Origin of the sequence: Neobacillus drentensis, assembly GCF_021560175.1 — a bacterium.
Lineage (GTDB): Bacteria > Bacillota > Bacilli > Bacillales > Cytobacillaceae > Neobacillus > Neobacillus drentensis_A.
Genome location: NZ_CP091110.1, coordinates 5,834,959 through 5,849,196 on the forward strand (window position 1 = coordinate 5,834,959; position 14,238 = coordinate 5,849,196).

At 37.4% G+C, this 14,238-nt stretch carries 15 protein-coding genes, 1 pseudogene and 1 riboswitch; of the genes and pseudogenes, 4 read left to right on the forward strand and 12 right to left on the reverse strand.

Annotated features, from left to right (window positions below; all coding sequences use genetic code 11):
- Window positions 1–344: 344 nt before the first annotated feature.
- Entirely contained in the window at window positions 345–530 is a 186-nt protein-coding gene (locus L1999_RS27510; RefSeq protein WP_235741436.1) for a hypothetical protein, read from the forward strand.
- A gap of 258 nt (window positions 531–788) precedes the next feature.
- Here the strand turns inward: L1999_RS27510 and L1999_RS27515 are convergent, their stop codons facing one another.
- Window positions 789–1,664, reverse strand: a complete 876-nt coding sequence (locus tag L1999_RS27515) for a 5'-methylthioadenosine/S-adenosylhomocysteine nucleosidase (RefSeq protein ID WP_235741437.1) — start codon at window positions 1,662–1,664, stop codon at window positions 789–791.
- A gap of 176 nt (window positions 1,665–1,840) precedes the next feature.
- A riboswitch (purine riboswitch) is annotated at window positions 1,841–1,944 on the reverse strand.
- 303 nt (window positions 1,945–2,247) lie between these two features.
- Between L1999_RS27515 and L1999_RS27520 the strand changes: the two genes are divergently transcribed.
- On the forward strand, window positions 2,248–2,754 hold the full coding sequence (locus L1999_RS27520) for a hypothetical protein (RefSeq protein ID WP_235741438.1): 507 nt from the start codon (window positions 2,248–2,250) through the stop codon (window positions 2,752–2,754).
- Window positions 2,755–3,003: 249 nt separating this feature from the next.
- Here L1999_RS27520 and L1999_RS27525 read toward each other — a convergent pair whose 3' ends face one another.
- Complete coding sequence (locus L1999_RS27525) at window positions 3,004–3,513, reverse strand: DUF6241 domain-containing protein (RefSeq protein WP_235741439.1); 510 nt, start codon at window positions 3,511–3,513, stop codon at window positions 3,004–3,006.
- 283 nt (window positions 3,514–3,796) lie between these two features.
- Between L1999_RS27525 and L1999_RS27530 the strand changes: the two genes are divergently transcribed.
- Entirely contained in the window at window positions 3,797–3,982 is a 186-nt protein-coding gene (locus L1999_RS27530; protein WP_235741440.1) for a hypothetical protein, read from the forward strand.
- Window positions 3,983–4,175: 193 nt separating this feature from the next.
- Here the strand turns inward: L1999_RS27530 and L1999_RS27535 are convergent.
- The 3 genes and pseudogenes from L1999_RS27535 to L1999_RS27545 form a co-directional block, all read right to left on the reverse strand.
- Window positions 4,176–4,337: pseudogene (locus tag L1999_RS27535) on the reverse strand (DJ-1/PfpI family protein); the annotation flags it as partial.
- A gap of 774 nt (window positions 4,338–5,111) precedes the next feature.
- Window positions 5,112–5,939: an NPCBM/NEW2 domain-containing protein gene (locus L1999_RS27540; RefSeq protein WP_235741441.1), complete on the reverse strand. Its 828-nt coding sequence runs from the start codon at window positions 5,937–5,939 to the stop codon at window positions 5,112–5,114.
- A 20-nt stretch (window positions 5,940–5,959) separates the two neighbouring features.
- On the reverse strand, window positions 5,960–6,118 hold the full coding sequence (locus L1999_RS27545) for a hypothetical protein (RefSeq protein WP_235741442.1): 159 nt from the start codon (window positions 6,116–6,118) through the stop codon (window positions 5,960–5,962).
- Between the two features lie 950 nt (window positions 6,119–7,068).
- On the opposite strand from L1999_RS27545, the gene L1999_RS27550 reads away from it, so the two are divergent.
- Window positions 7,069–8,244: a glucose-1-phosphate adenylyltransferase gene (locus L1999_RS27550; protein WP_235741443.1), complete on the forward strand. Its 1,176-nt coding sequence runs from the start codon at window positions 7,069–7,071 to the stop codon at window positions 8,242–8,244.
- A 634-nt stretch (window positions 8,245–8,878) separates the two neighbouring features.
- On the opposite strand, the gene L1999_RS27555 is transcribed toward L1999_RS27550, so the two are convergent.
- From L1999_RS27555 to L1999_RS27585, 7 genes are all read right to left on the reverse strand, one after another.
- Entirely contained in the window at window positions 8,879–9,403 is a 525-nt protein-coding gene (locus tag L1999_RS27555; protein WP_235741444.1) for a type 1 glutamine amidotransferase domain-containing protein, read from the reverse strand.
- 87 nt (window positions 9,404–9,490) lie between these two features.
- On the reverse strand, window positions 9,491–10,345 hold the full coding sequence (locus tag L1999_RS27560; protein ID WP_235741445.1) for an ROK family protein: 855 nt from the start codon (window positions 10,343–10,345) through the stop codon (window positions 9,491–9,493).
- Between the two features lie 153 nt (window positions 10,346–10,498).
- Entirely contained in the window at window positions 10,499–11,413 is a 915-nt protein-coding gene (locus L1999_RS27565) for a ketose-bisphosphate aldolase (RefSeq protein WP_235741446.1), read from the reverse strand.
- Between the two features lie 31 nt (window positions 11,414–11,444).
- A complete protein-coding gene (locus L1999_RS27570; RefSeq protein WP_235741447.1) occupies window positions 11,445–12,296 on the reverse strand; it encodes a class II fructose-bisphosphate aldolase in 852 nt (283 codons plus the stop codon).
- 25 nt (window positions 12,297–12,321) lie between these two features.
- Window positions 12,322–13,407 carry a PTS fructose transporter subunit IIC gene (locus L1999_RS27575; RefSeq protein WP_235744482.1) on the reverse strand — a complete coding sequence of 362 codons (1,086 nt, stop codon included), beginning with the start codon at window positions 13,405–13,407 and terminating at the stop codon, window positions 12,322–12,324.
- Window positions 13,408–13,422: 15 nt separating this feature from the next.
- A complete protein-coding gene (locus L1999_RS27580) occupies window positions 13,423–13,740 on the reverse strand; it encodes a PTS fructose transporter subunit IIB (protein WP_235741448.1) in 318 nt (105 codons plus the stop codon).
- Window positions 13,741–13,752: 12 nt separating this feature from the next.
- Complete coding sequence (locus tag L1999_RS27585) at window positions 13,753–14,232, reverse strand: PTS sugar transporter subunit IIA (RefSeq protein WP_235741449.1); 480 nt, start codon at window positions 14,230–14,232, stop codon at window positions 13,753–13,755.
- Between the last annotated feature and the right edge of the window lie 6 nt (window positions 14,233–14,238).

Genomic DNA, 14,238 nt, shown 5'->3' on the forward strand with positions numbered 1-14,238 from the left:
TATCTATTTCAACTTTGCCTTATTCATATAGAATTAGATAATGGTTCCCCCGATCATTGACAACCTCAATAGAAGAGAAAAAACAGTTAAAAGAATGGATTGATTCATTTAAACAATGAAAAATCCATTATCGGATAAGAGAAGATTTTCGTAAGGAATGGAAAGATATAGAAAGACAAGGTTAGAGGCGACAATATTTTGTCGTCTTTTTTGTTGGGTAAAATTACTACATAAACCGTCCCTATGACATTTATTGTATGAATAATCTCTTTGTTACAAATCTGACATATTTGTAATCCCAGTGTCATATAATTTATCAATCGCCTAGGAAGGAGGATGAATCAATGGATAATCGGATTTTCTTGTTTCTGACTACCATTTTATCTGGTTTTGCACTTATAAAAGTTCCTTTAGCTGATTCATTCCTTGAAAGTATTTCACCTGTAACAAATGTCCTTGGCATTCTAACCGTTCTTGTCTTCTCACTCGTCTTAATTTATAAAGGTGTAAAAAGTTTATTCCAAAAATAAAGAGGAATCAGATGGGAAGCACTCTATATGGGTGCTTTTCTCATTTATTGCTCTATACACCACATATGCAAACAATCTCACCCGTTCGTCAAACTCCGGGCGTTACCTGATTTGAAACAAGATCTGTCTCTAGTCACAAAAAAAAAGCATGAGACTCCCCTGGATTATGGTAAAAAATTTGGATGTATTTCATCATTTAAAAGAAAACAGCTTAGAGTTTCACCTCTAAGCCGTTTTCATAGAATGGGTCCCCCACCCTTATTTTTTAATTGTTGAGATATATTGTTTCACAACATCATAAACATATTCTTGGTTTGCTGCTGCAGTATTAGGATTATAGGCCCCGCCATTTGTTTTATTGTTAGAGAGGATTCTAATACCTAAGAAAGGTACATCATAAGCATCGGCAATTTGGGCAGCTGCGGCACCTTCCATCTCTTCTACAGATGTACCGTACCTTTCATGAATCCAGTTAATACGGTCCACTTCATTGTTCCAAAAGTCTGCAGACCCAATCGTACCTTCCACAACCTTACCTTTCGTATATAAGTGCTTTACCGCATTAGCTGCTGCAAGTAGATCTTTATCCCCTTCATAGTAACGAACCTTATCGGCATTCGCATCTGCTCCGCTTCCTTCAGAAGCCATTAAGTCCATTGGAATCCATTGACTCGGGTCCATTCCCTCACCAGCATTTTTCGTTTCTGTTTTTAAGGAACCGATGTTGGTTACTCTTTTTCCTAATACAATATCAAATACGTTTAAAGACGGATCATGTCCTCCAGATGTTCCTTGATTGATGATCGCAATTGGTTTATATTTTTCAATCGCCAGCGCGGTAACGGCTGCCGTATTTTCCATTCCCTTGCCTGTTTTTGCAACAATAACAGGATAACCATCAAGTTTTCCTTTATAGAATACAAAGGTTCCTGATTTTTCTACTTTTACTTTTTCTAATTTCTTCGCGAAATTCTCAGCCTCTATTGGCATTGGACCTTCAATAAGAATCGGTCTTGCCGCAGCTTCTACTTTCGTTTCATGTAGTAACGAAGACTTCCAGCCTGCGAGCATTGATAAGAGCAAGATCGCAATCGCTGTCCATGAAACATACTTGTTTAGAAATCCCTTTTTCATTCATTATTCCCCTTTTCTCTTGTTGTGGATGTACTCGTTGTTTTTTCCAAAGAAAAGGGTCTAGAGCGGTAGAACCTTTCTACCTCCTAGACCTACGAAAAGTCAAAGTATCAATAGTTTAGCAAAAAAACCCCTTCACTAAACATACATTGGCAGCCATAAAAAAAGATGGCGTGTTAGACAATACTTTAACTCGTAGTCTAGTTCTTACATTGGGAACCAGGTAGAAACGCTCAGACCCTATTTCTGAGTATATACGAGTAATGCTATTTAACATGATTACCTTACTAGATTAACAAATATTCAATAGATCCACAAGCAAAAGGTGAACATTAATTTAAAATAAAAAACATATTGTTCGTGTTTTATAGGTAAGTTTCGGATGCCGGTTTCTCTACTGTAGTATCTGTTGACCGCTCGTTCCATCTACCACTGGCGTTTTCCGGCTGGCTGGTAGTAAAAACGAATTATAGTGATTTTGGTTTTAAAAAGTATTTTCCGGGTATCTCAATATCGATAACGTTTTAATTTAATCCTATTACAATTAAACGGTAGGAAAAAGTGATACGAGGGGGAAATTTGTATGAAGTTACAAAGATTAATGAAGCTATTCTATCCTGTATTAATGATTTTCACATTGATATTACTGCCCTCACAGAGTTCACAAACATATGCAAAAACGAACATTACGAATCACCCAAAAGTAGAAAACGAAACAGCCTACATACCTTCCTTCAAACAGATTAATGGTAAATGGGTAGGGAAATTTGATTATATCCAATGGTATTTCGGCAAGTCTGCTGATAGAGAGTTTTTTAAGGATTGTAAATGCCAGAAGGATATGGATGGTGCCCCAGACGGCTACTGGATACGAAACGTTAATCCCAAGATACGCACCTTTACCATTTCAAATAATGCCCAATATATCTTACAGACACGTAGTTTATACGAAATCAAATGGAATGAAAAAGTAACTAGAAGTCAGTTTATTACTTTCTTAAATCAGAGGGATAAGCACCATCAGATTCCTTTTCATCTAGAGATAACAAATGGAGTTGTAACAAAAATTACAGAACAATATATACCTTAATATAATAAGCCCATTATTTCTATTAAAGAGATAATGGGCTTATTTATGTTGATCGATTTATTAAAATTATCCAGGCATAACAAAAAGGACAAAATAGGCCCCTTCTGCTTTAACCTATATCTTCAAATATTTTTTCAAATACCTCGCCATATAAAAACACTCCAAACGTCAGATTTTACTCTAACATTTGGAGCGCAATACATAGGGACCTTATTCTTTTACATTCACAAAGAATTTTCCGGCCGCATCTTAACGAAAGTTCTGTTCAATGAATTCTTGTTCTTCCTCGGGTGTAAACAGCCGTGTCGCAACTCCGATGGTCCCACCTTGAAGGGAAAGAATTTCGTTGTGTGCTTCCACCGCGTTTCCAAAATTCCCTTTGTTCCACTCGTTCAAGATCCCTAAATAAACGTCCTTGTTGTCATAATCCGTTTCATCTAATGTTTTTAGCAATTCGTCAATTCTTTCAGGTGTCATTTCGGTTGCTCCGTCCTTTTCATCTGCAGCAACCTTTTGGTGCGTCATACGGTGAACAATCCATTGGAATTCTCTTTCTGTAGGTATGTAAGTACCTTCAGTAATTTTCTTTTCAAGCTCGGCATCGTTTTCGATTTCCGTATCAAGCGAAGTCTCGGCATCAGCTACTATTTTTTCGCTCCCATTGCTAAACGCTTGATATATTAGGACACCGACAATAATGACCCCCAACACCGCAACAGTCGAAAGACCTATCAAAAGCCCTTTTAAAAATTTCTCCATTTACCCAACCCCCCTTTTTATACCTAATTATTTTAATTCTTATATTACGGATTTCAAAACAAATAGTTTCAAAAATATGGGTGGGCCCCTATTTTTCCCCAGCTAGAAATACCATTTTTTTAGCAATGATCCTTCCTTGTGCACCGAGGTAACTACCAGGAAGCCCATTGCCGTACGTCCGCATGGTCTTATTCTTATGAACAATCCTCTTGTTACAAAACTGACATAATTGTAATCCTAATGACATATATTTTATCAATCACCTAGGAAGGAGGAACAACCTATGGATAATCGTATATTCTTGTTTCTTGCTACAATTTTATCTGGTTTTGCACTTATAAGAGTTCCTTTAGCTGGTTCATTCCTTGAAGACGTTTCACCTGTAACAAATATCCTTGGCATTCTAACCGTTATTGTCTTCTCACTTGTCTTAATTTATAAAGGTGTAAAAAGCTTGTTCCAAAAGTAAAGAGGATTCAGATGGGGAGCACTCTATATGGGTGCTTTTCTCATTTATTGCTCTATATAACCACACAATATACAAACAATTAGCTTTAGTGGTCCAATCGCTCCTAAATCTGCCCAACCGAATGAAGTCTTAAGATAGGCAGAACAGTTCCATAAAAAAGAAGCATGAGAACCGTCCCCATGCTTCCACCCATCTACTTCTGTTCTAAAACACTGATAAATTCCTTCATATAATCAGGGAGATCCGGCGGACGGCGGCTTGATACGTGGTGGCCATCTGTGACTACGGGCTCGTCATACCAAATGGCTCCTGCATTTTCCATATCATCCCGTATCCCTGGTGTACTTGTTATTTTGTTTAATATTTGAAAGGGAATTCAGATAGGTTAGAAAGTTGAACAGGATAAAATATTGTGTTTTGTGGGTAATATCAAGTGAGGACTCTTTTGTGGAAGTAGTAAGTGTTTACTACCAAATCTATTATAAAGTAGTTTTGAATATTTCATTCCTTTTTCTTAATATCAGCAGGAGTCACTGGAACTGTTAAAGCGCCAATCATACCTAAACCAATTAAAAAGGCACTATAACCTCCCCCCTTGGTCTTCTTTCTTCAATTAACTAAAGTTTGAGACCCATCACCTTTCTTATGTTTTTCCTTTTTCTTTCCATAAGTTATACATGTGTCTGTATAGTAGCTATATTTATGATGTCTACGGAAATAACAAATAATTCCCTTTAATTTGGATTTGATCATGTAGATTCATGCCTCCTCTGATTGCTATTTAATAAGCTTAGATGAGGAATGTTATCAAACTATAAATAACAGATTAAAAATGACTAAACTCAAATTTAATTTGAATTAAATTGATAGAGAAGTGTATTTTGCTCAGCCAAATGCCATAGGGACGGTTCGAGACCTGTGAAAAAGTCCAATCTTTTCCTTGTTCACATTATTTAAATAATGTGAACATTGTCTTAAATATAAACTCTCGAGTTTTTTAAGAGAAAACAGTAATGGCTCTTAATGGTTCCAGTCTAAATTCACTAGGAATGAGTATAAAGAATTAAACGAAAAAGCCCCACCTTATTGGCAGGACTATTAGTTATATTCGATAATTTGAATTTGATGATTAAGGAGTTAGGATTGGGTCTCCGAAGACAAAATGCATGCCATCGTAATAGTATCCTCCATCGGGCACGAATTCGACGGATAGCAATTTGACATCTGTGACGTCCAGGGTGACCGCTTTCGCATCTTCCTGTGTTTCGAGAGAGCCACTGTCATAGATTACGTTGCCATCGGCATATACCACGATGCTTCCAGTCTCGCCGCTGCCAATTCCCTTGTCATCCATTCCAGCCTTAAAGGAAAGCTCTTTGTACTTCCCGTTTAATTTATATTGCATCGAAGCATTTCCGTCCCAACTGCCGCGGAGATTGACTCCAAGCCCGGTGAGCATCCTTTTGCCGTTCACAAAGAAGTTGCTTTCGTCATCCCACCTGTTGATATAAATGGTATTGTTATAGGAATAGTATGGTAGATTGGTCAATTGTATCGCCCCGCTTATTGGGAACGTTCCAACATACAAGGAATTGCTACTTGTTACGTATTTATAATTTTCATTTTCCCCTCTTAAGGCAGGTACGATGCCGTCAACGGATACATATTGTTTTCCGTTATAGGAAACAAAATCCCCGTTTCCTTCCTTTGACCCGTCAATGTAGATGGTCCCGTTCTTTTGGGAGATAATCGAAGCCAGGCTTCCTTTTAATTTTGTGTTTTCTGCAGCCAAATTGTTGTATTTCGTGGTTAAGCTTTTATCACTGGCTACCAAATTGTTGTACTTCGTAGTTAAGCTTTTATCGCTGGCTACCAAACTGTTGTACTTCGTAGTTAAACTTTTATCGCTAGCGACCAAGCTATTGTACTTCGTAGTTAAACTTTTATTGCTTGCCACTAAGCTGTTGTACTTCGTAGTTAAACTTTTATTGCTTGCCACCAAACTGTTGTACTTGGAAGGATGCTCTTGACTTCCCTTTTGAGTGAACTGATTGTATCCCCGCTCGCAAAGGAAACCGTTGGAACCCCGACTAAAAGGGTTGTCGCGAGTAAGGTAGTTAAGGCTTTTCTCTTCATATTGTTCTCCTCTAGTAAAATAATAAATTAGTACTATGTACATAGGAAAAAATATTATATTTGTGTAACCGATGAGGCTCTTACCGAATCTATTAAGGAAACAAGTACAGTTCCCACTGTGTAAAGGTTCTATTGAAGCTGCCAGCTTACTAAAATTTCATTTTTAACTATCGAACGTCTTTGTCCATTTATAACTATTGTAAATTTTTACCATTCCGCTGATCACACTGGTACTTCCATTCTTCCCAATTTCATTAATCATTATAGAATGACTCCCATCACCAAGATTTACATTATTAAGAGTATATTGATAACCAGAGTTTGAATTTTTCTGCTGTGGATAAGTTCAGGCTACGTCATTACGAGCAATGCCGTTATTTGAAGGGGTAAAACCCACTAATATATTACGTTATGATGAAATTTTACCGCTTGAAACAAAGGAACACTTAGAACATATTCCTCTGTCATTATAAAAGGAATCTATAATCGCATGACGATATTGTCTTAGATAAATTTCCTTATGACCATTTGTTATAGGAAGAATTCACTCCCCCTTGGCAAAGTCTAGGTAAGACTCTATCATGATAATTTTCAGGTTTTTTCCTTATAATTCGACAGAAAAAGTGAAGGTTCTATTTTTAATTTTAAATAATTTATTGGTTACACATCAGATTACTTAAATTATGTCGATTTATGTTTTTAAAAGTCGGAATTATTTGATTTTTTCTTATTACCTCGTTTGCTACAATGGAAAACAGATTGCAACAAACTTACAACATGGAAGGGGCTTATATATGCTGCAGAGTCTATTAGTTACAATAAAGTTGGAAGACACTTTTACCATAAATGAAGAAGATGAGCAAGAATCCGAAGAGTTATATTACAAGTTATGGGAAGATGATCGTTTATAACTAAGATAAATACATATATCCTTTATTCTGGAGGCAACTATGGCGAAAAAACAATGTATTGCTATGCTATTAGCAGGGGGAAGAGGTTCTCGATTAAAAGAATTAACCAAATATATAGCAAAGCCTGCTGTTCCATTTGGTGGAAAATATCGAATCATTGATTTTACATTAAGCAATTGTAGTAATTCTGGTATTGATACTGTTGGTGTTTTAACACAGTATCAACCTCACACTCTTCAAAATTACATTGGTGATGGCAAGCACTGGGACTTAAATCGAAAAAGTGGAGGTATTACCATTCTTCCTCCTTATCAATGTGAGTCAGGTGAAAGATGGTATGAAGGCACTGCACACGCTATTTATCAAAACCTAAGATATATTGAACATTACAATCCAGAGAACGTTCTCATTATATCCGGGGATCACATTTATAAGATGGATTACAATAAAATGCTAGAGCAACATATAAAAACATCAGCAGACGCCACCATTTCTGTCATAAACGTACCATGGAATGAGGCGAATAGATTTGGCATTATGAATATTAATCCCGAATCAAAAGAAATATTAGATTTTGAAGAAAAACCAGAAAACCCTAAGTCAAACCTCGCCTCTATGGGGATTTATATTTTTAAATGGGAACTGCTAAAAAAATACTTAGAAAAAGAAGAAAAAAACCCACTCTCGTCTAAGGATTTTGGTAAGGACATTATCCCTGCGATGATCAATGATAATCGCAAATTACAGGCCTATTGTTTTAAAGGCTATTGGAAGGACGTCGGAACCATTCATAGTCTCTGGGAAGCGAATATGGATTTACTTTCCTTTAAAAGCAATCCTATCTTACAAAATGAAGACTGGTCTATTTATACTCACGAGACTTCCCAGCCGCCAACCTATTTTGACGAAAAAGCTAGTGCACACCAATCTTTGGTAAGTGAAGGCTGTAAGGTATTTGGAAAGGTAGAAAACTCCGTTCTTTTCTATGGAGTTACAGTAGGCAATGGAGCTGTTATTAAAGATTCGGTTATTTTGCCCAATACCATTATCGGTGAAAATGCGGTGATTAACCGAGCCGTTGTTGGTACGGGATCCGTAATTGAAGCTAGTGTTATAGTGGGGGAAGATCAGCCGTTTAGTGAAATTACCTTAATTGGGGATAACCAGACTATTCAAGAGAATATTGATGAAAAAGTGAAGGTAAAAGCGGTTTAGTTAAAAATTCATAACATTTAGAACATAATAAAACTATTCACAAACTTAACTAACAACATTAAAAAACTTCCTTCATTTAAATGAAAGGAGTTTTTTGTGTTAATCCTCTAAACCAAGGCCCTTCTATTTCCGTCTCTGTTTGAAAAGAATGACTTGATAAATTTTAATACCAAAGCAGTCTCCCTTCTTTTGTTTTACTTCCCAATCTATCCGGCTCGGCTACAGATTATCAATCTATTATATTAAAAAACATCAAAGCAATATTCAGTATCGAAAAAAATTCTAATAATTTATAAACACAATAAAACAGAAAACCTCGCTCTTTATTACAATTCAACGCGTTAAACTTTAGCTGAGTGGGGGGGTTGACCCATGAATCATAGCTTATAATCTACTGCCATTTATAGCATTTTTTTAATTGCCACATACAGATTTTAAAAAAAACGTGCTAACTGAAGCTGTGTTAAAACCGTTATTCCAATGAACCATCCAATACCCCAAAGAAGTACCCTCAAAATTAGGCCTCCCCTTACATTTAATCATACAAAATAAGGCGCCATTGAGATCCTAATAGATGAGGAGATTAGAAATCCTTAAATAGAAGCATGAGAACCGTCCCCATGCTTCCACCCATCTACTTCTGTTCTAAAACACTGATAAATTCCTTCATATAATCAGGGAGGTCCGGCGGACGGCGGCTTGATATGAGGTGGCCGTCTGTGACTACGGGCTCGTCATACCAAATGGCTCCCGCATTTTCCATATCATCCCGTATCCCTGGTGTACTTGTTACTTTTTTGCCATTAAGAATCTTTGCAGAAATGAGCACCCAGCCGGCATGACAAATTTGGCCAATTACCTTTTCACTTACATTCATTTCCTGAATGAAGGAAAGTACTTCTGGAAAACGGCGTATTTTATCCGGAGCCCATCCCCCTGGTACTAAAATCGCATCATAATCAGCAGCTTTTATATCGGAATATGCGTAATCGGATTGGGCCGGTACTCCATATTTCCCCTTATATACCTTTTTTGCCTCTTCTCCTGCAAGATGGACGACTGCTCCCTCTTCCCGGAGTCTGTAAATCGGATACCAGAGCTCTAAGTCTTCAAAATCATGATGCAACAAGCTAATAACTTTCTTTCCTTGTAATCGCATATTATCGATTTCCCTTCTAAATTTAATAATCTTCTATCTCAGACAGGCATTAAAAATCATTCCAATTAAACTATTCTTATTAGCAATCTAACATGCATGATGGGCAAGCAAAAGAGAACCGGTAATCCCTGCATCATTCCCTAGCCCGGGACTCACAATGTATTCCGTAAGCTCTGGCAAGAAAACATAATCGTTCAAGAAATCTTGTAAATACTGATAGATAGTAGAAAAGATTTGTTTTTGATTCATTACTCCACCACCAAGAATAATCCTTTTCGGTGATAAAATTAGAATGTATTGCATCAATGCTTGGGCCAGATAGTATCCTTCTAAATCCCATACTTTCGGGTGGTCTACTAAGTCGATCCCTTTTTTGTTCCAGCGTCCCTCGATTGCTGGACCTGCGGCCAATCCTTCCAAGCAATCGGAATGATAGGGACATCTTCCTGGATACTCATCCTGTGGATGGCGTTTCACGAGAATATGACCCATTTCAGGATGTGACCATCCTTGCAGCAGTTTCCCTTGGACAACTGCGCCTGCTCCAACTCCTGTTCCTACCGTAATATACAAACAGCTATCCAACCCCTTGGCTGCACCGTATGTTGCCTCAGCCAATGCTGCGGCATTCACATCGGTATTAAAGCCAATGGGTACAGGAAAAACCCCCTTCAACGCTTGCACAAGTGGAAAATTCCTCCACGCTATTTTGGGTGTAAAGGTAATATACCCGTAGGTTGAACTGTCTTGGTTCACATCAATAGGCCCGAACGAACCCACTCCCATGGCCTCTAGATCATACCTTTTAAAAAAGGCAAACACCTTTGCCATGGTTTCACTAGGTACCGTTGTAGGGATTTCGATCCGTTCAGAAATATTTCCCCTTTCATCCCCAACGGCACAGACAAACTTTGTTCCTCCTGCTTCAATTGCACCTAGCATTCTTGATTCCTCCAAGTATAGAGTATTCTGATGTATGGGTGAAAAATAAAATTGCTTTCCCTGTAAACCTCATCGCTACAGTGATGAAACAAAAAGAATCCACTTTAAAATGATGTGGATTCTTTAAGATTCACGGTTAGCTTTCACTCACACCTATTGATATAACCCGCCAACTAGAACCGGTTCGTCCTGTTTACGTGAGTTTTTCTTATATAGATCTGCTTTTCCTACGGAATTAAAAAGGTTCATTTTTTGGTTAATCACTTTACGTGCTGCCAATATGCACTCGGGATAAATAACATTTGGATCCCAATATTCAGTTGTGCTTAGAATCTCACGAGCTTTTGCAAAATAAGCATATTTCATATCACTAGAAATATTGATTTTACTTACGCCTAGTTTCACAGACTGAGCAACTTCACTATCTGGATTAGAAGAACCACCATGAAGCACCAATGGAATAGTTACAAGCTTATTAATTTCTTCTAAAATATCCATTTGTAATTCTGGCTTGATATTTTTTGGATAAATCCCATGAGCAGTTCCAATCGCAACCGCTAATGTATCAACACCTGTTCGTTCCACAAAATCCTTTGCTTCAGCAGGGTTTGTGTAGGTTACCTTGGTAACTCCACCTTCAACGGAATTTCCCGTACTTCCAATGGTACCTAACTCTCCTTCTATCGATACCCCTACGGCATGGGCAATTTCACTGGCTTTCTTTGTTAATGCTACGTTTTCTTCATATGGGAGCAGTGAACCGTCAATCATGACGGATGTAAAACCACATCGAATCGCCCTTAAAATATCTTCAATGGAACCACCATGATCAAGATGAATGACGAATGGTACAGGACTTTCATAGACACGGTGCTTCACATAAGAGAAAAATTCGTCCGTTAAAAACTCTAATTCTGATGGGTGTATCGCAATGATTGCTGGTGAATTAGCATTCTCTGCCTCTTCCACAACTGCTCTTAAAAATGAACTATCCGCGACGTTAAATGCCCCAACAGCGAATTTATTTTCCTTAGCTACTTTCAATAATTGCTCCATATTTAATAACATAATCAACACACTTCTTTCCTTGGATTTTATTTTACAATGATTTTCCAGAAGATTCTGAAATATTAATGTAATACTTGACTACTTCTTTACCTGCTTCAATGGTACTGTGTATCAAATCAACGTAATTAATGGTTGGATCTCTATCTAGCTGGTACTTGATACTATCAACCTGTGCTTTCATAAAGTCGGAACCAACATTAATTTTATTAATGCCCAATTCAACTGACTTTCTAATATTTTCCTCACCGCAACCAGATCCGCCATGTAGAACGAGTGGAATATTTGTTTCCTGTTTTATTCTTTCCACAATATCAAAGCGAAACTGGGGGACAAAGCCTTCTGGATAATTCCCATGGCTAGAGCCGTAAGAAATAGCTAAAGCATCTACACCTGTTTTTTTAATAAAGTCGATGGCAAGTTCAGGGTCAGTATACATACTATCATTTGTCATGATAGTACTTGCTGCTCCAATGTTCCCAATCTCTGCCTCTACACTTGCGTTGTAGGTTTGAGCAAATTCAACCATATTTCGCGTAATTTCAATATTTTGATCAATTGGGTAAGCTGAGGCATCCATCATGACACTCGAGAAACCATCTTGTAAACACCTTTTAACAAAACCAATATCCTGCCCATGGTCAAGATTGATTGCAACTTCCACGCTTACTTCATTTGCCATTTGAATAATAGGCTTTGTTAATAAATGGCTTCCTAAATGCTCCTTTAAATGATCTTGCAGCAAGTCGATGATAATTGGTGCTCTTAACTCTTGAGCTGCTTGAATGACGGCTTTAGCCGTCTCAAGATTAAAGCAATTAATCGCCATCACTGCATATTTGCCTTCATTTGCTCGTTCAAGCATCCCCTTCATCGAAACATACATTTTGCATCCCCTCCAATCTATTAGATTATGAAATTCTTATACTGGATAAATCGATTTCTTCTTCTACTTCATCATTTGAACCATTTTCACTTTCAACTGCTTCTTTTTTCCACAAAAATAACATGATTCCTGTCACACAAGATCCAATAAATAGGGCAATTGTGAATAACAATGGATGATTCATGGCTGGGACGATAAACATTCCGCCTGATGGAACTGGTGAACCAACTCCCCACATCATCGATAAACCGCCGCCAATAGCAGCCCCTAATGTACAGGAAGTAACAACACGGAGTAAATCAACTGCTGCAATTGGGATAACACCTTCGGTAATCATGCAGATACCCATTGGAAAGGCAATTTTAATATTATCTTCTTCTTTTTTCGTATATTTCTTCTTCCGAAATGCTTTTGCCAAAAGCCATGAAATCGTTACACCAAACGGTGGAACCATAGAAGCCAGGATTTTTACTGCTTCTGGTTCATATACTTTTTCCAGTAATAAGCCATCTGCAAATAATGATGCTACTTTGTTTACAGGTCCACCGAAATCAAAAGCAGCCATCCCGCCTAAAATAGCACCAAAGACAAATTTCATTGACCCTTGCATACCTGTTAAGAAGGAAGTTAATCCATGAGTAGCCCATACAATCGGAACACCTAGGACAAAGAACATTAACAATCCTACTACCAAACTAGAAATTAACGGGACGATCATCATAGGCATCAAACCTTCTGCCCACTTTGGTACCTTTAAATTATTTTTTAGATAGGTAACAAAATATCCTACGATAAAGCCGCCTAACATTCCGCCTAAGAATCCTGCACCTATGGCATTTGCAATTAAACCCATTAATAAACCTGGCGCAATACCTGGACGATCTGCAATGGAGTAAGCAATCGCTCCAGCAATAACTGGTGCCAATAATCCCATTCCCATAACACCAAGTGAGACGAGTGCTGAAGGGATTGAAAAACTCTCTTTATAATTTTCAATAACCGTACCGCCTGTTAAATTTCCGATTGCAATAAGTAGTCCTGATGCAACAACTAAAGGTAACATATATGAAATAGCAGTTAATGCATGTTTTTTAATTTGCAGCTTCTTCAACATATTAGCTCCTCCTTATTGTTTACCGGTTAATTCCAACTCAATTTTTTTATATAATTGTTTTGGTGCTTTAATAGCAATCGTGGTTGGAATTTCAAGTATTCTTTTTCCTTTAAATCGCTCCTTTCCGCTCACTTTAATATCTGCAGCAATAATGACTAAATCAGCATCGTCAATTTCTTTCTTCGTTAGTTCATTCTCTATTCCAATGGTTCCTTGGGTTTCAATACGAACATGATGACCAAATTCTTGGCCTGTCTTGATTAATTTCTCTTTTGCAATATAAGTATGGGCAATTCCTGACGTACAAGCTGAAATTCCAACAATATTCATAATTAACTCCTCCTAACGGTTATTTTCTGATAATAAATTCATAATTTCTTGCTTCGTTTTAACCATTTGAAAGCCCTGAAGAATATCATCATCCGCTAATAAAGTAGCTACCTTCTGCAATAATTTAATATGCACAGTCGTTGAATCTGAATTTTTTACGGCAAATAAGAAGATAACTTCGATTGGTTCACCATCCAATGATTCCCACTCCACTGGCTGTTTCGTTCGGCCGATCGCCAATGATGTTTTGATAACGCTATCAGATTTTCCATGTGGGATGGCTATTCCCTTTTCAAGACCTGTCTCCCCCTCACTCTCGCGATATAACACATCCTTAATGAATTCTTTCTCACTATCTATACAATGATTCATATATAACAAATGCGTTAATTCCTCAATAACTCCTAATTTAGTAGTAGCTTGTAAGTTTAAATCTATTAAATCCTCTGTGATTACTTTGCTTATATCTAATTCTTCCAATTTAGTATCCATTCTCAA

Excerpts from the sequence above, each read along its gene's own strand:
- L1999_RS27510 (WP_235741436.1), top strand. The coding sequence starts at position 345 with ATGGATAATCGGATTTTCTTGTTTCTGACTACCATTTTATCTGGTTTT.
- L1999_RS27515 (WP_235741437.1), bottom strand. The coding sequence starts at position 1,664 with ATGAAAAAGGGATTTCTAAACAAGTATGTTTCATGGACAGCGATTGCG.
- L1999_RS27520 (WP_235741438.1), top strand. The coding sequence starts at position 2,248 with ATGAAGTTACAAAGATTAATGAAGCTATTCTATCCTGTATTAATGATT.
- L1999_RS27525 (WP_235741439.1), bottom strand. The coding sequence starts at position 3,513 with ATGGAGAAATTTTTAAAAGGGCTTTTGATAGGTCTTTCGACTGTTGCG.
- L1999_RS27530 (WP_235741440.1), top strand. The coding sequence starts at position 3,797 with ATGGATAATCGTATATTCTTGTTTCTTGCTACAATTTTATCTGGTTTT.
- L1999_RS27545 (WP_235741442.1), bottom strand. The coding sequence starts at position 6,118 with ATGAAGAGAAAAGCCTTAACTACCTTACTCGCGACAACCCTTTTAGTC.
- L1999_RS27550 (WP_235741443.1), top strand. The coding sequence starts at position 7,069 with ATGGCGAAAAAACAATGTATTGCTATGCTATTAGCAGGGGGAAGAGGT.
- L1999_RS27555 (WP_235741444.1), bottom strand. The coding sequence starts at position 9,403 with ATGCGATTACAAGGAAAGAAAGTTATTAGCTTGTTGCATCATGATTTT.
- L1999_RS27560 (WP_235741445.1), bottom strand. The coding sequence starts at position 10,345 with ATGCTAGGTGCAATTGAAGCAGGAGGAACAAAGTTTGTCTGTGCCGTT.
- L1999_RS27565 (WP_235741446.1), bottom strand. The coding sequence starts at position 11,413 with ATGTTATTAAATATGGAGCAATTATTGAAAGTAGCTAAGGAAAATAAA.
- L1999_RS27570 (WP_235741447.1), bottom strand. The coding sequence starts at position 12,296 with ATGTATGTTTCGATGAAGGGGATGCTTGAACGAGCAAATGAAGGCAAA.
- L1999_RS27580 (WP_235741448.1), bottom strand. The coding sequence starts at position 13,740 with ATGAATATTGTTGGAATTTCAGCTTGTACGTCAGGAATTGCCCATACT.
- L1999_RS27585 (WP_235741449.1), bottom strand. The coding sequence starts at position 14,232 with ATGGATACTAAATTGGAAGAATTAGATATAAGCAAAGTAATCACAGAG.